We start from the raw sequence: 17617 nt of genomic DNA, 5'->3' as shown, positions 1-17617 counted from the left end.
CTGCCGACAGCGCTCTGTACTTCGCCGACAGCGCTCTTCTCAGCGCCGACAGTGCTCAGTCGAGTACGTCGATCTCCCAACGACATTCGCGCATCAGCACCTTTCCGTCGCGGATCGGCGCCCCTTCGTCGCGGAGTCGGTCGAGCTGCCGGTGGGCGAGGTGTGGTGCGGGTTTGCCGCTCGCCGAGATGACCCGATGCCACGGCAGGTCCGCGGAATCGGTGCGCATGATCCACCCGACGATCCGCGGGGAACTCAATCCGGCCGCGGCGGCAAGATCGCCGTAGGTACTGACCCGGCCGGACGGGATCGCGGCGACCAGGGCTCGCACCCGCTCGACGTCATCCTCGGTGACCGCACTCACAGCAGCGAACGCACCAACCGGGCGGTCAACCCGGGTTCGAGGAAGGGCACCATGTGCTCGCAGTCGGCGCGGTGAACCTGCACCTGATCGCCGCGTTCGCTCGCACAGGCCTCGAGAAACGCCGGCCGCACAAACGGCGGGTCGACGCGATCGGCGACGACGACATGGGTGGGCACCCCTCGCGGCGGAAGCGTTGGCGGACGGCTCATCTCGCTCCACGACGCGGCGGCCATCGGCGCACTGACCCGCCAACCGACGCGCCCGTGACCAATGGTGGTGAGGTGCTCGGCGATCTCGGCATCGAGGATCTCCGCGGGTACCCGTGCCCAGCCCTCGGAGCGCTTGGCCGTGCGGGCCGCGTCGGCGTCGGGATAGTCCCAATTCTCGAGGCTGTCGGTGGCGACCTCGAGAGCAAACTCCGGGTCGAGGCCCTGCGCGGGATCGAGTAGGACCAACCCGCGCACCGCGTCCGGCCGCTGGTTGGCCAGATGGATCGCCAGCGCACCTCCGAAGGAATGCCCGAGGACCACCAGCGGCAGCGCCGCCGGATCGATGGCGGTGTCGATGAACTCCGAGAGCGCACGCACATGGTTCTCGATCGCCCACGGCGGACGCCACGGCGAGCGGCCGTGGCCGATGAGGTCGGGTGCGACGATGTGCAGGTCGGCGAGATGGTCGTGAGCCAGCGGAGCCCAACGCATCCCATGACCGGTGAGGCCGTGCAGTGCCAGAACCGTCGGGGCGCGCCGATCGCCGAACTCGACGTGGTGAAGTGCCGTCACGCCGACGATTGTGCCGTACGCGCCGCAGCGCGCGGCCCCGGCCCGGGCCGGGGCGGATCGTGGGGGAGACGGGCCCACCAACGATTGTCGGTGGGCCGTGCTTGCATGGACGCATGGCCCGTAAGCGTCCCTCGACCACGGCCGCGCCGAGCTCGCCGAAGCGGGCCGCCCCCGCCAAGCGGGGTTCGTCGCGGTCGGAGCAGGCGCGCCCGGGATCGGCGCGCGGCGCGGCCGGCCGGGGCGGCACCGCGTTGCGCGCACATCTCGTTGGGGTCGACGGCGGGCCCATCGTCACCCGGGAGTGGCCGCCTAGCGTGATGCGGGTCATCGACGCGCACACGCCCGACGGGACGGTCGCCGACCCGTGGCGGCCCTTCCGCGTCCACGGCGGGCCCGGCTCGGGCAAGACGGCATTGGTGGTCGATGCGGCCGTCGCACGTCTCACCCGGCCCGGCATCGACCCGGAGTCGGTGCTCGTGCTCACCGCGAACCGTCGCGCCGCGGTGGCGTTGCGGGAGGAGATCACCCGCCGGGTGTTGGCGCAGTCCTCGGACGCGCCCGCGCTCGGCGGGGCGCTGCGTGAACCGTTGGTGCGCACCGTGCATTCGTTCGCGTTCGCGATCCTGCGACTGCAGGCGCAGGCGCACGGCAACCCGCCGCCGCGGCTGATCACCGGCTCCGAACAAGACGTCGTGCTGCGCGAGCTGCTGGCCGGCGACATCGAGGACGGTGCCGGGTACTGGCCCGCCCATCTGCGTCCCGCGCTGGGGACCGATGGATTCGCGCAGGCGCTGCGCGACCTGATGATGCGTGCCGCCGAACGGGGCGTCGGCCCCGAGGAGCTCGCCGAGCTCGGCTCCCGGCACCGGCGTCCCGAGTGGGTCGCCGCGGCGCACGCATACGCGCAGTACGAGCAGAACGTCCTGTTGCGCGGCACGGTCGGATCGCAGACACCGGGCGCCTCGGCGCCCGCGGTCGACGCCGCCGAACTCGTCGGCTCGGCATTGTCGGCCTTCGCCACCGACCCCGACCTCCTCGCCGGGCAACGTCGGCGTATCCGGCACCTGATCGTCGACGACGCCCAACACCTCGATCCACAAGCCGCCCACCTGGTTCGGCTGATCGGCACCGGAACGGATTCGACGATCATCGCCGCCGACACCGACCAGTCGATCTTCGGATTCCGTGGCGCCAGTCCGCGTTTCGCCGACTCACTGGCGGCGTCCGGTACCGACCGTGACGTCGTGCTCGACACCGACTTCCGTCATCATCGCCAGATCGCGGTGGTCGGTCGTGCACTCGCCGCACGGTTGCCCGGCGCGCGCCCGCATCGCTTCCCGGTGGTCCCCGACTCCGACGCGCTGCCCGGCGGGGCATCGGTACGGGTGTACAGCTCTGCGGCCAAGGAGGCGACCGCGGTGGCCGATCTCCTACGACGGGCGCACCTCTTCGAGGGGGTGGCGTGGTCGCAGATGGCGGTCATCGTGCGGTCGGCGCATCTGGCGCTCCCCGCCCTGCGGCGGGCGTTCCGTTCGGCCGGCGTCCCGCTGAGCACCCCGACCTCCGATTTGCCGCTGCACCGTCAGCGATCGGTGGCCGCGCTGATGGTGGTGCTGCGCGCGGTGGCCGCCCGCGAGCGGGTCGAACACACCGCGGAGACCGTCGAGAATCCGCACGTCGTCGGGAACCCACACGCCGACGACTCGCCTGCCGAGGATTTCACCGCCGACGACGCGCTGGCACTGTTCACCGGCCCGGTCGGGATGGCCGATCCAGGGGCGCTGCGCCGGCTGCGGCGGGGTGTGCGTCGTCGCGACGAGCAGGCGGGAGGCGAGCGCGCGGGCCGCGATTCGCTGTCGTCGTTGCGTCTGGCGCTCCTCGACCCCGACCTCGGCGCCGAGTACCTGGCGGCGCTGACCGACCACGAGGGCGCACCGCTGGCGCGGGTGCTCGACGTGATCGCCGCCGGCGCCACCGCCCATCGCGCCGGACGTGGCGTGGAGGAAACCCTGTGGGCGTCCTGGCAGGCCACCGGCCTGGAACGGCGGTGGGTCTCCTCGGCGATTCGAGGTGGGCCCGGCGGCGAACAGGCCGATCGGGATCTCGACGCGATGATGGCGATGTTCGAGGCGGCGGCGAACTTCTCCGACACCCTGCCCGCCGCGGGCCCGGCCGCGTTCGTGCACTATCTCTCGCAACTGCAGATCCCACGCGACAGCCGCACCCCGGCCGCCGCGGCCGACTCGGTGTCGGTGCTCTCCGCGCACGCCGCCGCCGGCCGCGAATGGGAGGTCGTCGCCGTCGCCGGAGTTCTCGACGGGTTGTGGCCGTCGCTGCGCAGCCGCGGAAGTGTCTTGGGCACAGCCGAATTGGTGGACCTTCTCGACGGGATGGATCCCGCGGCGATCGATCGGGTGGCGCGGGGCGCCGGTGCGCTCGCCGACGAACGTCGACTGTTGCTCGTCGCGTGCACCCGCGCACGCCGACGACTACTGGTGACCGCCGTCGAGGACGGAGGAGGGGAGTCGTCGCCGTCGAGGTTCATCGGCGAGATCTCCGATGCACTGCGGATCGACGCCCGGCGGGGCGGGACGGGCGAGTCCGGCGACGCCGAGCAGCCCGACGATCCCGACGTCCTCGACACCGTCGCCGAGGACGAGTTGCCCATCGACCCCGGTGTCGACCGGGTGTTGTCGCTGCCGTCGCTGGTGGCGACGCTGCGTGCGGTCGTGGTGGCCGGTGCCACCGCCGACGAACCGGACGAACGCACTCGCGCCGCCGCCCAATTGCTTGCGCAACTTGCCGATTCGGATATTCCCGGAGCGCATCCGCGGGACTGGTTCGGGCTGTCGCGGCCGAGTTCCGCCGAGCCGCTGTGGACGCCCGACGCCGGCCCCGTGGTGCTCTCACCGTCCAACGTCGACCAACTGTCGCGTTGTTCGCTGCGCTGGATGCTCGAGCGTGCCGGAGGCCGCGACGGCGACGGCACCCCGGCCCTGACCGGCTCGCTCGTGCACACGCTGGTGCAGGCCGTCGCCGGGGAGATCGAACCCGCCGAGGTGACGTCGGCGCTGCGTGAGATCTGGGAGCGCGTCGACACCGGGGCGGCCTGGTACTCGGCGCACGAACTCGAGCGTGCCGAGGCGATGCTCACGAATTTCCGTGAGTGGCTTTCTCTTTCGCGCGACGATCTCACCACGGTGGGCGTCGAGGAGGTCATCGACGCCGTCATCCCACCGGCCGCGGATACCGGTGCCCCCGAGGCCGATGCCGCCGGCGCCGGTGCACAAGGCGTCGCACCGGCCGAGGACGGCTCGGACCTGCCGGTACGACTCCGTGGCCGGGTCGACCGCCTCGAACGCGACGCGCAGGGCCGACCGGTCGTCGTCGACGTCAAGACCGCCAAGTCGGCGATCACCAAGGCCGACACGCTCGACCACGCCCAGCTCGCCGCCTACCAAGTCGCCATCGCGCACGGCGGGGCGCGTGACTTCCCGGGCACCGACGTCGAGCCCGGCGGCGGTCGCCTGGTGTACGTGTCGGCGCCGCACCGTTCGACCGGCGCCACCGAACGCGAACAGCCCGCGCTCACACCGGAATTGCTCGACGAGTGGCGCGCGGTGGTGCGCCGGGCCGCACGCTCGGGCATCGGTCCGGTCTTCGAGGCGACCCCCAACCCCGGCTGCGCACACTGTGCGTTGGTGACCAGTTGCCCCGCCCAACTACGTGGCAAGGCGGTCACCGATGACTGAGGACACCACCGGGAGCACCACCACCGAGGCGCGGCCCACGCGGCCCCGGGTGTCGGCGACCTCGCTGGCCGCCGCCCTCGGGTTGCCTCCGCCCACTCCCGAACAGGTCGAGGTGATCGAGGCGCCCACCGAACCGATGCTGGTGGTCGCCGGTGCGGGCGCGGGCAAGACGGAGACGATGGCCTCCCGCGTGGTGTGGTTGGTGGCCAACGGCATCGTCGGCCCCGACGAGATCCTCGGACTCACCTTCACCCGCAAGGCGGCCAGCGAACTCGGCGCCCGCATCCGCAGGCGGCTGTCGATGCTCGCCGGCTCCCCGGCCCTGCTGAGTTGGGACCCCGACGGGGCGCTCGCCGCACGCCTGCGGGCCGGTGATCCGGAGGTCAGCACCTACCACGCGTATGCCGGGCGACTCATCGCCGATTACGGTCTACTCCTTCCGGTCGAGCCGCACGCGACGCTGATGTCGGAGACCGAGTTGTGGCAGATGGCCTTCGGAATCGTGTCCTCGTGGACCGGGCAACTGAGCACCACCAAGGTGCCGGCGAGCGTCACCGAGGCGGTCCTGCGGCTGTTCGGTGAGATGTCGGAGCACCTCGTCGACCTCGACACCCTCGCCGCATGGGGTGACGACCTTTACCGGATGGTCGACGATCTGCCCAAGGCCCCGCGCCAGCGGGGCGCACCGAATGCCGCGCTACGTACCGTCCAGCAGGTGATCGACGAGCGTCGGGAGCTGTTGCCGCTCGTGGCGACGTTGATGCGCACCATGCGCGAGCAGGCCGTCCTCGATTTCGGCAGCCAGATGTCCCTGGCGGCCCGCCTCGTCGCCGGCAACCCGGAAGTTGTTGCCGCCCAGCGGCAATCATTTCGCGCGGTGCTGCTCGACGAATATCAGGACACCGGTCACTCCCAGCGGGTTCTGCTCTCGGCGCTCTTCGGTGGGCAGGCGTCCGCGGGCAGCGACCCGGTGGCCGTCACCGCCGTCGGCGACCCGATCCAGTCGATCTACGGGTGGCGGGGTGCGTCGGCGGCCAATCTCCCGCGCTTTGCCACCGACTTTCCCCGCGCCGACGGTTCGCCCGCGCACCGTCGCGAACTGTTGACGAGCTGGCGCAACCCGGTGCAGACGCTGCGCCTGGCGAACGAGGCGTCCGAGGAACTGCGACGTCGCGGTGTGCCGGTGAGTGTCCTGCGTCCGCGGCCCGGCGCCGACGCCGGGACGGTGACGTTCGCGTTGACCGAGACGGTGCTCGACGAACGCGCCTGGCTCGCCGACCAGGTCGCGGCCCGGTACCACGACGTCGACGGTTCGGGGCCGCCGACCGTCGCGGTCCTGGTGCGCCGCAACGAGGATTCGGCGCCGATCGCGGCCGAGCTGGAGGCGCGCGGCATTCCCGCGGAGGTCGTCGGCATCGGCGGGTTGCTGCACGTACCGGAGATCACCGATGTGGTCGCGACGTTGCGCCTGATGGCAGATCCGATGGCCGGAACCGCGGCGATGCGTCTGCTGACCGGTTCGCGATGGCAGCTCGGCGCGCGCGACCTGGCGGCGCTGTGGCGTCGCGCCACCGAGCTGGCCGCCGGCCAGATCGCCACCGGCGGGGTGGTCACCACCCGCGAGGAACTCGACGAGGCACTCGACGCGGTGCTACCCACCGAGGTGGTCGACCGCGCCGGGATCGCCGACGCCGTGGTCGATCCCGGCGGTCCGGAGGCCTACAGCCCCGACGGCTATGCGCGTATCCGGGCGTTCGGGGCGCAACTGGAGTCGTTGCGGCGCAGGATGGGTCAGCCGCTGCCCGAGCTGGTCGCCGACGTCGAGAACACCATCGGGGTGGCCGTCGAGGCGCAGATCCGTGCACGCCGGATGCGCGGCGCGATCACCGGGCGTGAACACCTCGATGCCTTCGCCGACTACGTCACCCGCTACGCCGAGCGGCCCGGCGCGAATCTGGCGGGGCTGCTGGCGTTCCTCGACACCGCCGAGACCATCGAGAAGGGGCTCGAGCCCGGGCGGGTGGAGGTCGCCGAGCAGCGCGTGCAGATCCTGACCGTGCATGCCGCGAAGGGACTCGAGTGGGATGTGGTCGCGATTCCGCATCTGTGCCAGGGGATCTTCCCGTCGTCCAAGGGCGAGACCACCTGGATGCGCAGTGCGCGTGAACTTCCGGGGCCGCTGCGCGGTGATCTCGCCGAGCCGGAACCCCGGGGACCCGCGGCCGCGAAGCTCGCGGCGGCCCGGCCGGCCGGCGCCGACGAGGGGTTCCCGGTGCTCGATCTGAGTCGGGTGGGCGACCGCAAGGAACTCGAGGACGCGCTGACCGAACACAAGGAGGCCATCGCCGAACGCCGGCTCTCCGAGGACCGGCGGTTGCTCTACGTCGCGATCACCCGAGCCCGTCACGACCTGTTGGTCTCGGCGCATCACTGGTCGGAAACCGGGGAGAAACCCCGGGGTGGATCGCCGTTCTTCAACGAGTTGCTGGCCATCGTGACCGAGACGGTGGAGAACGGATCCGCCGACGAGGCACGGGGTTTGACGGTCGACGTGCTCGCCGACGACCCGCCCGACGGTGCCGCCAACCCGTTGGCCGAGCGGGTCGATGCCCGGATGTGGCCGACCGACCGTCTCGGTGCGCGCCGTGACGCGGTGGCCGCGGCGGCCGATCTCGTCCTCGACGAACTGCGCCGGCGGGAGGCGCCGGCGTTGTTCGGGGCGCTCACCGATCCGGAGCCCGATTCCCAGGCGCCGGTGGCCCACGACGCGCCGGCCGACGAGATCGAGGCGTGGCGCGCCGAGGTGGAGGTGCTCCTCGCCGAGCACGAGCGCACGAATCAGGCCGAGGTGGATGTGGCGCTGCCGGCTCATCTGTCGGTCAGCCAACTCGTCGACCTCGACACCGACGAGCGCGAGTTCGCGCGCAAGCTCCGTCGCCCGACGCCGTTTCGTCCCAACCCGATCGCACGGCGCGGCACCGCCTTTCACGCGTGGGTGGAGCGGTGGTTCGGCGCGACCCGGCTGCTCGACATCGACGAGTTGCCCGGCGCCGCCGACGAGAGTGCCGCCCCCGACGCCGACCTCGACGCGCTGCGCGAGGCATTTCTGGCCTCGCCGTGGGCCGCCCGCAGCCCCAGCGAGGTCGAGGTGCCCTTCGAGACGGTCATCGGCGACACGGTGATCCGCGGACGCATCGACGCGATCTTCGCCGAACCCGACGGGTCGTGGGTGGTGGTGGACTGGAAGACCGGAGCCGAGCCGAGCGCCGACTCGTCGTCGGTGTTCATCCAGCTCGCGGCCTACCGCATCGCGTGGGCGCAGTTGGCCGGGGTGCCACTGGAGAAGGTCTCGGCCGCATTCCATTATGTCCGGTCCGGGCGCACCCTCGCGCCCCGAGACCTGCCCGATGCCGCGGCACTCGCCGCTTTGCTGGCCCGATGAGCTAGATTCCACACTGTGACAGCAGCGACCCATCCGAGCGCGCCGTGCCGGCGATGAGATCGCGCGGATTCCGGCGCCGGTTTCGCGGCGAGGATCTCTCCGAGGGCCCCGACTACGCCCTGGTCGGGGTCGTTCGCATTCCCGAACTGCAGCAGAGCCCGGGCCGCGCCATCGGCAAACGCGTGGTGTTCGCGGTGATCGCGCTGTTCTTCACCGCGGTGCTGGTCTACCTCGATCGCGACGGATATCGCGACGTGCAGGAAAACCCGCTGTCGTTTCTCGACGCCCTGTACTACTCGGCGGTGACGCTGTCGACGACCGGCTACGGCGACATCACCCCGCTGACCCCGTCGGCGCGATTGCTCAACCTGCTCATCATCACCCCGTTGCGGGTGTTGTTCCTGATCGTGCTCATCGGCACCACACTCGAGGTGCTCACCGAACGCTCACGTCAAGCCCTCAAGATCCAGCGCTGGAGGAACAACTTGCGCAATCACTCTGTGGTCATCGGCTACGGCACCAAGGGTCGTACCGCGGTCGACGCGATGATCGGCGACGGCATCAAACCCGCCGACATCGTCGTCGTCGACGCCGACCCGACGGTGCTCGAGGCCGCCGAATCCGATGGTCTGGTCACGGTGCGCGGTGACGCCACCAAGTCCGACATCCTGCGGCTCGCCGGTGTGGCACACGCTGCGAGCATCGTCGTCGCGACCAACCGCGACGACACGGCGGTACTCGCCACGCTGACCGCCCGCGAACTCAATCCGCGGGCGAAGATCGTCGCGAGCATCCGCGAATCGGAGAACACCCACCTGATGCGCCAGTCGGGCGCCAACTCCGTGGTGGTGTCGTCGGAGACCGCGGGCCGGCTGCTCGGCATCGCCACCATGACGCCGTCGGTGGTGGAGGTGATCGAGGATCTGCTGACCCCCGACGCCGGGTACGCGATCGCCGAGCGTGAGGTCGACCCGACCGAGACCGGAGGCTCCCCGGCGCACACCCGCGACATCGTGCTCGGTGTGGTCCGTGGCGGGGTGTTGCACCGGGTCGACGACAGCGAGGTGGAGCAGATCGAAGCCGGCGACCGATTGCTCTACGTGCGCAAGGGACCGGCGGACTGACATGGGCGCCTTCGTTTTCGACCAGCCGCCGCTGCTGTCCCGCGGCACCTTCGACCGTGCCGACGAGATCCGCGACGATCCGGCGCGGATGGTGTCGGGATGGTCCACCGCCAGGGTTCTCCCGATCGACCCGGCCGGACGCTACCCGGTGACCGAGGAACGCGCCCTGCGATGGCGTCCGGCCGTCGAGATCGCCGACGCCCCGCCGCAGGACGCGGTTTTCCTCGCCCACACCGACACCGATCTGTGGGCGCTGCGCGTGGAGACCCTCGACGGACGCACCGCCGACGCCCGGCGCGGGGCCGCCCGGCTCTCCGCCGACGAGGCAGGCCTGCTCGCGACGGCGTTGGGAATCCTGAATTGGCATGCGCGGGCACAATTCTCGCCGGTGGACGGCGGTGCGACCCGCCCGGCCCGCGGTGGCTGGGTCCGACGCCACGTCGAGACCGGAGAGGATGAGTTCCCGCGGACCGACCCGGCGATCATCACCGTGGTGCACGATGGCGCCGACCAGATCCTGCTGGGCCGTCAGGCCGTGTGGCCCGCACGCTGGTATTCCACGTTGGCGGGCTTCGTCGAACCCGGGGAATCGTTGGAGCAGTGCGTGATTCGCGAAGTGCACGAGGAAGTCGGGATCACCGTCACCGATCCGCGGTACCTCGGCAGCCAGCCGTGGCCGTTCCCGCGATCATTGATGCTCGGCTTCGCCGCGGTCGGTGATCCGAGCGAGCCGCTGCGCTTCCTCGACGGCGAGATCGGTGACGCGGTGTGGTTCCACCGGGACGAGGTGCTCGAGGCACTTGCCCGCGGTGACGAATGGCAGCGCGACGATCCCGAACCCGACGCCGACGGCCCGCGGTTGCTGTTGCCCGGTTCGATCTCCATCGCCCACGCACTGATCACGACCTGGGCGCACGCGACGCCCTGAACGCACCGGCTGCGCACGCGATGGCCATGTCAGCTGCGCCGGAATCCGTCGGCGATGGCCTGGACGCGCGCACGGTGCGCCGCGTGATCGACGGGCGCGATGTTGGTGTTGTCCGCGTAGAGACCCACGGCGCCGTCGACGGATTCGCGCAGGATGTCCATCTGCCCGGCGTGACGTGCGGTCTCCACCGCCATGTGCAGCAGAATCCGGCCCAGCGTCACCGACTGATGGGTCCACCACGTCACCACCCCGAGTGCGTCGAGGTCTCGGGTGGCAAGTGTCTGTGCCGCGTGCTCCCACGAGCTCCGATACCAGCCGACGACGTCGGCGACGGACTCGTCGGCGCGGGCGAACATGTCCGCCTGGTCCCCGGAGTCGCGGCCCTCGATCCAGGGCAGGTCGGTCACCGGCCGGCCGAAGGCTTCACCGAAGTAGGAGAACTCGTCGTCGGCGAGGTGCTTGACCATGCCGAGCAGTGAGGTGCCGGTGGGGGTCAGCGGGCGTCGGAGGTCGTACTCGTCGAGGCCGTCGAGCTTCCACAGGACGGTATCGCGGAGCTCCTGCAGGTATTTGACGAGCTGCTCCTTGGTGGGGGATTCGGCCATCATCACTCCTGTCGCGTTGCACGGTGGCAGGCGTCGGCGCGCGGTGGCGAGCATCACCGCGCGCCGTGCGGAACAGCCTGCCGTCCGATGATGTTATGGGTGCCATGAGTGAGGCAACCGCAACCCCGACCGATCAGCTGACCATGTACACCACCAGCTGGTGCGGCTTCTGCGCACGACTCAAGACCGGATTGCGCAGCGCCGGGATCGAGTGGAACGAGATCGACATCGAGGCCCACCCCGAGGCCGCCGAGTTCGTCGGCAGTGTCAACGGCGGTAATCACGTCGTCCCCACCGTGCTCTACGCCGACGGGTCGACCGCCACCAACCCCAGCATTGCCGAGGTGCGGGCCAAACTGGGCGTCTGAGCACCTGCCCCGTGTCCCTGTGGAGCGTCCCACGACGGTGTCGGGGGCGGCTGACATAGTGGAGGGCGTGCCGCAACGTTCCACGCAGAAGGGGGTCGAGATGTCCGCCCGACCGGAGGAGGGGACATCCCCGTCGCGCGATCGCGGCATCCTCGACGGACTCGACCCCGAACAGCGTGAGGCGGTGCTCGCGCCGCGCGGTCCGGTATGTGTGCTCGCCGGCGCGGGCACCGGCAAGACCCGCACGATCACCCGTCGGATCGCGCATCTCATCGACACCGGGCAGGTCAATCCGTCACAGGTACTCGCCGTCACCTTCACCGCCCGCGCGGCGGGGGAGATGCGTACCCGATTGCGCTCCTTGGGAATCGGCGCGTCCGGTCCGTCGGTGTCGGCGCAGACCTTTCACGCCGCGTCGTTGCGGCAGCTGCGGTTCTTCTGGCCGCGGGTGTTCGGGAACGCGTCATGGGAATTGCTGGACAACAAGTTCCCGTTGATGGCGCGTGCGGCGCGGCGGTCGGGGCTCGGTACGTCCACCGACACGGTGCGTGATCTGCTCTCGGAGATCGAGTGGGCCAAGGCGTCGGTGATCGGGCCGGAAGGCTATGTCGCCGCGGCGACGCGGCTGATGCGCGAGTCTCCCGCGGCGCCGGAGAAGGTGGCCGAGGTCTACGCCGCCTACGAGGACGCCAAGGTGTCGCCGGAGGGGAATCGTCTGCTCGACTTCGACGATCTGCTCATCTACATGACCCAGATGATCGACGTCGATCCCGCCGTGGCCGAGGAGTTCCGCTCGCGATACCGGTGTTTCGTCGTCGACGAGTACCAGGACGTCACGCCCGTGCAGCAGGGCCTGCTCGACGCGTGGCTCGGTGAACGCGACGATCTGACGGTCGTCGGTGACGCCAACCAGACCATCTACACCTTCACCGGCGCCAAGGCCGACTACCTGCTCGACTTCCCCCGGCGTTTCCCGGAGGCGACCATGGTGCGCCTGGTCCGCGACTACCGGTCCACCCCCGAGGTGGTGAGTCTTGCCAATCGCGTGATCGGTGCCGCGCACGGACGGATCGCCGGGACCCGGCTCGAACTCGTCGGCCAGCGTGCGCGCGGCCCGGCGCCCCGCTTCGTCGACTACCCCGACGAGCCGGCCGAGGCCGCCGCGGTCGCCAAGCGGATCAAGCGGCTCATCAACGACGGCGTGCCGGCGTCGGAGATCGCGATCCTCTACCGCGTCAACGCCCAGTCGGAGAATCACGAACAGGCGCTGACCGAGCAGGGCATCCCGTACCAGGTGCGCGGCGGCGAGGCGTTCTTCACGCGCACCGAGGTGCGGCAGGCGATGCGTCGTCTCGACGCCGTCGCCGAACGTGGACTGCGCGAGGACGTCGACGTGACCACCGCGGTGACCGCGGTGCTGCGTGAACTCGGCCTCGACGACACCGAACCCACGGGCGCGCAGGCCAAGGCGCGGTGGCAATCGCTGCGGGCGCTGGCCGAGCTCACCGAGAACATGGTCCACGAGACCCCCGACCTGACGCTGCCCCAGCTCGCCGCAGAACTGCGGACGCGCGCGCAGTCGCGGCACCCACCGACCGTGCAGGGGGTGACGCTGTCATCGCTGCACGCAGCCAAGGGACTCGAGTGGGATGCGGTGTTCCTGGTCGGATTGACCGAGGGATCGTTGCCGATCAGCCAGGCCATCAAGGGCTCTCCCGACGAGGTCGAGGAGGAGCGGCGCCTGTTCTACGTGGGGATCACCCGTGCCCGGGAGCATCTGCAGGTGTCGTGGGCGGCCGCGCGCAACGAGGGTGGCCGCTCCCGCCGGCGGTCACGGTTCCTGTCCGGCCTGATCCCCGACGATTCGCCGGCGTCGCGGATCGCGCCCGAACGCAAACCCAAACGCGGCCCCACCTGTCGGGTCTGCGGGTCCAAACTGATCGATGCGACGGCGACGCTGCTCGGCAGATGCGAGAGCTGCCCGTCCGATCTCGACGAGGATCTGCTGGTCGCGCTCAAGGACTGGCGCAGGCAACGCGCCAAGGACGACGCGGTTCCGCCCTACGTGGTGTTCTCCGACAAGACCCTGCTCGCCATCGCCGAGCAGCATCCCACCGACGAGCAGGCGCTGGTGTCGATCTCGGGCATCGGCGCGAGCAAGCTCGACAAGTACGGTCCCGACGTCATCGACATCGTGAAAACCGCAGGTCAAAAATAGGTTGTGCGATCTACGCATCGGCCCTTAGGCTGGTGAACACATCAGCACGGGGACGGCTGTGTGCCGTCATGGCACCGCCTGTCACGCGTGGCCACACGAGACCAGAAAGGAGCGGATCAGTGAACCCAATCATTCTCGGCGCCGCCGAGTCGACGCAAGCAGCGTCGGCATCGGAGATCGGCAACGGCATCGCTGTCGTCGACGACGGCATCGCCATGTCCCGTCGGACCGTCGCCCGTCGCGACCGCTCCTGGCTCGACGAATGTGGCCATGCCACCGATCACCGTTGCGGCGCCGTCGCTCTGGCGCAGCCCGTCGGATTTCCGGCTCCCGCGGTAGCGGCAGCACGAGCCGACAAGCGGTTCCCCGTGCAGAACCTCGTATTCAGACGCTGACAGCGTCGGAACGGCGGCCACGGGCGAATCGCGAAAGCGAACCCGTGGCCCTTTTTGGTTGACCTCCCGCCCATCTCGTCGATGTGCGGCAGGGCTCCACCAACGGCTCGGGTCGAGAACATCCGAAGAATCCGAGTAGAGGTGGAGACAACAATGACGACCGACTGCGTCCTCGAGTCCTGTATGCCCTCCGATCGCTTCGACGCGGTCGGCGTCACGTCCGCCCCGGCCCTCGGGCAGACCGACCTTCCCTGCCAGATGACCGACGCCGACCTGTGGTTCGCCGAGGATCCCCGAGACCTCGAGCGGGCCAAGGCGATGTGCGCCGAGTGCCCGTTGCGGGAGGCCTGCCTGGCCGCGGCCCTCGAGCGGGCCGAACCGTGGGGTGTGTGGGGCGGCGAGATCTTCGATCGCGGTGTCGTGGTGGCGCGCAAGCGTCCCCGTGGCCGCCCGCGCAAGAATGCGGCCTGAACGTAACCGGCCGTTCCCGACGAAAGTCTGTCGGGGACGGCCGGTTTCGTCGGTGTGCATCAAGGCTGCGCGCGGAAGCGTACTGACCACTCGTTGGTGTCGACCTCGACCCACCGGAAACCCGCACGTCGCAGGCGGGTGTCGAGTTCCTCCGGCGCCACGGGTACGCACACATCGTTCTCGTGCAATGCACGGAACTCAGGGCCGTCGAGGCTGTCGGAACCGAGAAAGGCGCCGGTTGGTGATAACAGTCGCCGTGCCTCGGTGAACACCGCGTCCTGAGCCCTTGGTGAGGCGACGTGGTGCAACATCGTCATGCAGATCACCGAATCATAGTGGCCTGCAGTCAATCCGGTATTCGCGCCGTCAGCGCAGAGGATGTCGATGTCGGTCCGATCGGCGAAACGTCGGCGCAGGTCGGCGGCAAGCGACTCATCGATCTCGACCGCGGTGAGATGTGAGGCGCGCTCGATGAGCAACTCGGTGGTCACGCCGGGGCCGGGTCCGATCTCTACCACCTGCTCACCGAGCTCAAAGCCCTCGAGGGTCCACGGCAGTATCCATTCACGTACCGCATGTGCCCACTCGCTACTGGTGCACAGCGTGAGGTGCTCCTCGTTCATCTGCCCGCACGAGGGTCGTATTGCATCGCGCCAACCACATTTCCGGCGGGATCGGCAAGAAAGATCAGGTGTCCGACGCCGTCGATGGTGTGGCGAGGCAGGACCACCCGCCCACCCGATTCCTCGATGGTGCAGGCTGTCGCGTCGACATCGGAGACGGAGAATGTGATCTCGGCTCCGACGATTTCGCGACCGTCGAGGCTGCGGCGCTGTTGGAGTGCTCCTGCAATTTCGCCGCCGGTGTCGATGGAGTAGAAGCCCGGCGGCCCCCATGCGGCAAACCTCCATCCGAAGACCGACTCGTAGAACCGTCGAGTCGAGGCTACGTCGTCGGCGTTGAGTGCGAAGTGAGTGATCGGAGCGGCCATGGCTCCAGCATTCTCCCTGCTGTCTCGCCGTGCTTTCGATACTCTGACAAATTGTGTCGGAATTACGACAACACGATTCGAGGGAACCGATCGTTCGTGGGTACGCCGTGACTCATCCGGCCGAACGCGCGCAGATCGCCATCGAACCCGGATGGAATCAGATGATCCATGCGGCAGCCGGGGTGCTGACCGTGCTGACCGCGGCCGCACGGTGGACAGTGCCCGTCGGGCGTGCGGTCTGGATACCCGCGGGGATGCCGGTGGAGATCGACAATGCACGGCCGGTCCGAGTCAGGATCGTCTACCTACAGCGCAACCCGGCCGCTGTTGCCGAACCGTTTCCCGCCGATCGACCCACGGTGGTGTCGCTGTCGCCGTTCGCGTGTGAACTGCTCGCACACATCGTTCGACAGGCGCCACTGAAACCGGGCGATCCCTTGCACTCGGCCCTCGTGACCGTCCTCGTCGACCAACTGCGTTCCGCACCGGTCGAATCTCTCGAGTTGCCATTGCCCACCGGGGAACTCGGGCGTTTGCTCGTCGTGCTCGCGTTTCGATCGCCGGGTACGCCGGCGGCCACCCTCGCACGCGACATGTCGGTTGCCGTGCGCACTCTCGAACGTCATGTGTGGCGTGATACCGGGTTGACGCTGGGACTATGGCTGCGCCGTGCGCGCATCCTGACGTCCCTGGAAACCCTGACGAACACCGGTTCGGTGACACGAGCGGCCGCGGCCTGTGGTTATGCCACACCGTCGGCCTACATCGTCGCATTCTCCCGGGAGCTGGGGACGACGCCGGCCCGCTTCGGTCTCAGGCCAGGCCCGGCACCCACTTCTCCATGATCGCCCGGTATGGCGCCTCGGCGTCGAGCTGTGCGGCGATGCCGACGCATCCGGCGAGCACGCGGAACACCATCACATAGTGCTTGGGGACGTTGAGGTGCCGTGAGGTCTTGTACACCTCGCCGCGTACGTCGGTCGCGTGACCGGCGGCGCGCTGCAACCACTTTCGGGTGAAATGGAACGACTCGGAGTACAGCGGATCCACGTACGGACGCAGATACGCCTGCAGGTCGGTCGGTGAGACCTTGTCGACCTGGGAGCGCAGGATGAATCCCGCCGCCACCATGTGTTCCTTGAGTTCGTCGTATTCCTTCTCGCGCGCGAGACGCAGGATCGGGCCGGTCTCCGGCGGCAACCCGTTCGGGTAGTGGCCGACCGCGCCGAAATCCAGTGCGCCGAACCGACCGTCGTCGGTGAGGAAGAAGTTGCCGGGGTGCGGGTCGCCGTGCAGCAGGCCCACGCGGAACGGTGAGGACACCTCGAAGGTCGACATCAGCGCCGCGGCGCGGTCGCGAGTTGCCTTGTCGCCGTTGGTGATGATCTTCGACAGTGGTGTGCCGTTGAGCCATTCGGAGACGATGACCTTGGGTGAGCTCGCCACGACCTTGGGCACCACGAAGTCCGGGTCGCCGTCGAAGGCCTTGGCGAACGCGCGCTGGTTGTCGGCCTCGCCGAGGTAGTCGAGTTCGGCCTCGGTGCGGTCGATGAGCTCGTCCATCATCGATTTCACGTCGGTGCCGGGGGAGAGCTTCTGCATCAGCCCCGACATCCGGGACAACGTCTTCAGGTCGGCCTTGAGTGCATGGTCGGCGCCCGGGTATTGGATCTTGACGGCCACGTCACGCCCGTCGGACCACACCGCGCGATGCACCTGGCCGATGCTGGCGGCGGCCGCGGGCTCGTCGGAGAACTCGCGGAATCGCGATCGCCACTTGGTGCCGAGCTGTTGATCGAGCACCCGATGAACCTTCGACGCCGACAGCGGCGGCGCCTCGGCCTGCAACTTGGTGAGGGCCTCGCGGAACGGTTCACCGAACTCGTCCGGGATCGCCGCCTCCATGATGGACATGGCCTGGCCGACCTTCATGGCCCCACCCTTGAGCTCCCCGAGAACCGCGAACAGTTGCTCGGCGGACTTCTCCAGCAGCTCCTGGTTGACCTCGTCCTTGTCCCGGCCGGCCATCCGTTTGCCGAACCCGGCAGCGGCGCGCCCGGCCATACCGATGGGCAGCGAGACGAGTTTGGCGTTACGGCGACCTTGCCCCCGCGTGATGTCGGTCATAGCTTCCTTTCCCCTCCTCAGGATAGAGGACCGGCGAGGTGTTGCCCGGG

Annotated in this window: 15 protein-coding genes; 9 read left to right on the top strand and 6 right to left on the bottom strand. The window is 69.3% G+C overall.

Features of this window, described 5'->3' with window-relative positions; translation table 11 throughout:
• Window positions 1-55 precede the first annotated feature (55 nt).
• Window positions 56-364 (bottom strand): MGMT family protein, encoded by a 309-nt coding sequence (locus tag AC5ZH6_RS18215; protein ID WP_006372932.1) that lies wholly within the window; start codon window positions 362-364, stop codon window positions 56-58.
• Window positions 361-1146: an alpha/beta fold hydrolase gene (locus AC5ZH6_RS18210; protein ID WP_006372931.1), complete on the bottom strand. Its 786-nt coding sequence runs from the start codon at window positions 1144-1146 to the stop codon at window positions 361-363. Before AC5ZH6_RS18210 ends, AC5ZH6_RS18215 begins: the two co-directional genes overlap by 4 nt.
• Before the next feature lie 113 nt (window positions 1147-1259).
• On the opposite strand from AC5ZH6_RS18210, the gene AC5ZH6_RS18205 reads away from it, so the two are divergent.
• From AC5ZH6_RS18205 to nudC, 4 genes are read left to right on the top strand one after another with little or no spacing between them, the layout of a single operon-like run.
• Window positions 1260-4898 (top strand): ATP-dependent helicase, encoded by a 3639-nt coding sequence (locus tag AC5ZH6_RS18205; RefSeq protein WP_006372930.1) that lies wholly within the window; start codon window positions 1260-1262, stop codon window positions 4896-4898.
• Window positions 4891-8340 carry an ATP-dependent helicase gene (locus tag AC5ZH6_RS18200; protein WP_006372929.1) on the top strand — a complete coding sequence of 1150 codons (3450 nt, stop codon included), beginning with the start codon at window positions 4891-4893 and terminating at the stop codon, window positions 8338-8340. The genes AC5ZH6_RS18205 and AC5ZH6_RS18200 overlap by 8 nt, the downstream gene beginning before the upstream one ends.
• A gap of 53 nt (window positions 8341-8393) precedes the next feature.
• Window positions 8394-9464 (top strand): potassium channel family protein, encoded by a 1071-nt coding sequence (locus tag AC5ZH6_RS18195; protein WP_026919963.1) that lies wholly within the window; start codon window positions 8394-8396, stop codon window positions 9462-9464.
• 1 nt (window position 9465) lies between these two features.
• A complete protein-coding gene (nudC, locus tag AC5ZH6_RS18190) occupies window positions 9466-10392 on the top strand; it encodes an NAD(+) diphosphatase (RefSeq protein WP_006372927.1) in 927 nt (308 codons plus the stop codon).
• A gap of 29 nt (window positions 10393-10421) precedes the next feature.
• On the opposite strand, the gene AC5ZH6_RS18185 is transcribed toward nudC, so the two are convergent.
• Window positions 10422-10997: a DinB family protein gene (locus tag AC5ZH6_RS18185; RefSeq protein WP_006372926.1), complete on the bottom strand. Its 576-nt coding sequence runs from the start codon at window positions 10995-10997 to the stop codon at window positions 10422-10424.
• Window positions 10998-11092: 95 nt separating this feature from the next.
• Between AC5ZH6_RS18185 and AC5ZH6_RS18180 the strand changes: the two genes are divergently transcribed.
• The 4 genes from AC5ZH6_RS18180 to AC5ZH6_RS18165 all read left to right on the top strand — a co-directional run bounded on the left by AC5ZH6_RS18180 (window position 11093) and on the right by AC5ZH6_RS18165 (window position 14449).
• Entirely contained in the window at window positions 11093-11365 is a 273-nt protein-coding gene (locus AC5ZH6_RS18180; protein WP_006372925.1) for a mycoredoxin, read from the top strand.
• Window positions 11366-11465: 100 nt separating this feature from the next.
• Entirely contained in the window at window positions 11466-13583 is a 2118-nt protein-coding gene (locus AC5ZH6_RS18175; protein ID WP_006372924.1) for an ATP-dependent DNA helicase UvrD2, read from the top strand.
• Window positions 13584-13702: 119 nt separating this feature from the next.
• Window positions 13703-13978, top strand: coding sequence for a hypothetical protein (locus tag AC5ZH6_RS18170; RefSeq protein ID WP_006372923.1), 276 nt, complete (start codon window positions 13703-13705; stop codon window positions 13976-13978).
• Between the two features lie 153 nt (window positions 13979-14131).
• Window positions 14132-14449: a WhiB family transcriptional regulator gene (locus tag AC5ZH6_RS18165; RefSeq protein ID WP_006372922.1), complete on the top strand. Its 318-nt coding sequence runs from the start codon at window positions 14132-14134 to the stop codon at window positions 14447-14449.
• A 59-nt stretch (window positions 14450-14508) separates the two neighbouring features.
• Here AC5ZH6_RS18165 and AC5ZH6_RS18160 read toward each other — a convergent pair whose 3' ends face one another.
• Both AC5ZH6_RS18160 and AC5ZH6_RS18155 read right to left on the bottom strand, forming a co-directional pair.
• Window positions 14509-15072 carry a class I SAM-dependent methyltransferase gene (locus tag AC5ZH6_RS18160; protein ID WP_006372921.1) on the bottom strand — a complete coding sequence of 188 codons (564 nt, stop codon included), beginning with the start codon at window positions 15070-15072 and terminating at the stop codon, window positions 14509-14511.
• Window positions 15069-15440, bottom strand: a complete 372-nt coding sequence (locus tag AC5ZH6_RS18155; RefSeq protein WP_006372920.1) for a VOC family protein — start codon at window positions 15438-15440, stop codon at window positions 15069-15071. Before AC5ZH6_RS18155 ends, AC5ZH6_RS18160 begins: the two co-directional genes overlap by 4 nt.
• A gap of 107 nt (window positions 15441-15547) precedes the next feature.
• Between AC5ZH6_RS18155 and AC5ZH6_RS18150 the strand changes: the two genes are divergently transcribed.
• Entirely contained in the window at window positions 15548-16285 is a 738-nt protein-coding gene (locus tag AC5ZH6_RS18150; RefSeq protein WP_006372919.1) for a helix-turn-helix domain-containing protein, read from the top strand.
• Here AC5ZH6_RS18150 and AC5ZH6_RS18145 read toward each other — a convergent pair.
• Window positions 16254-17567, bottom strand: coding sequence for an ABC1 kinase family protein (locus AC5ZH6_RS18145; protein WP_006372918.1), 1314 nt, complete (start codon window positions 17565-17567; stop codon window positions 16254-16256). The two genes, AC5ZH6_RS18150 and AC5ZH6_RS18145, sit on opposite strands and share 32 nt — an antisense overlap.
• Window positions 17568-17617: the final 50 nt, after the last annotated feature.

This window comes from Gordonia sp. YC-XJ4 (assembly GCF_059511865.1).
Note: the sequence above shows the minus strand (reverse complement) of the source record. Positions and strands in the feature narration are given on the sequence as shown.

Excerpts from the sequence above, each read along its gene's own strand:
- AC5ZH6_RS18175 (WP_006372924.1), top strand. The coding sequence starts at position 11,466 with ATGTCCGCCCGACCGGAGGAGGGGACATCCCCGTCGCGCGATCGCGGC.
- AC5ZH6_RS18185 (WP_006372926.1), bottom strand. The coding sequence starts at position 10,997 with ATGGCCGAATCCCCCACCAAGGAGCAGCTCGTCAAATACCTGCAGGAG.
- AC5ZH6_RS18155 (WP_006372920.1), bottom strand. The coding sequence starts at position 15,440 with ATGGCCGCTCCGATCACTCACTTCGCACTCAACGCCGACGACGTAGCC.
- AC5ZH6_RS18145 (WP_006372918.1), bottom strand. The coding sequence starts at position 17,567 with ATGACCGACATCACGCGGGGGCAAGGTCGCCGTAACGCCAAACTCGTC.
- AC5ZH6_RS18205 (WP_006372930.1), top strand. The coding sequence starts at position 1,260 with ATGGCCCGTAAGCGTCCCTCGACCACGGCCGCGCCGAGCTCGCCGAAG.
- AC5ZH6_RS18200 (WP_006372929.1), top strand. The coding sequence starts at position 4,891 with ATGACTGAGGACACCACCGGGAGCACCACCACCGAGGCGCGGCCCACG.
- nudC (WP_006372927.1), top strand. The coding sequence starts at position 9,466 with ATGGGCGCCTTCGTTTTCGACCAGCCGCCGCTGCTGTCCCGCGGCACC.
- AC5ZH6_RS18195 (WP_026919963.1), top strand. The coding sequence starts at position 8,394 with ATGAGATCGCGCGGATTCCGGCGCCGGTTTCGCGGCGAGGATCTCTCC.
- AC5ZH6_RS18160 (WP_006372921.1), bottom strand. The coding sequence starts at position 15,072 with ATGAACGAGGAGCACCTCACGCTGTGCACCAGTAGCGAGTGGGCACAT.
- AC5ZH6_RS18165 (WP_006372922.1), top strand. The coding sequence starts at position 14,132 with ATGACGACCGACTGCGTCCTCGAGTCCTGTATGCCCTCCGATCGCTTC.
- AC5ZH6_RS18180 (WP_006372925.1), top strand. The coding sequence starts at position 11,093 with ATGGGTGCCATGAGTGAGGCAACCGCAACCCCGACCGATCAGCTGACC.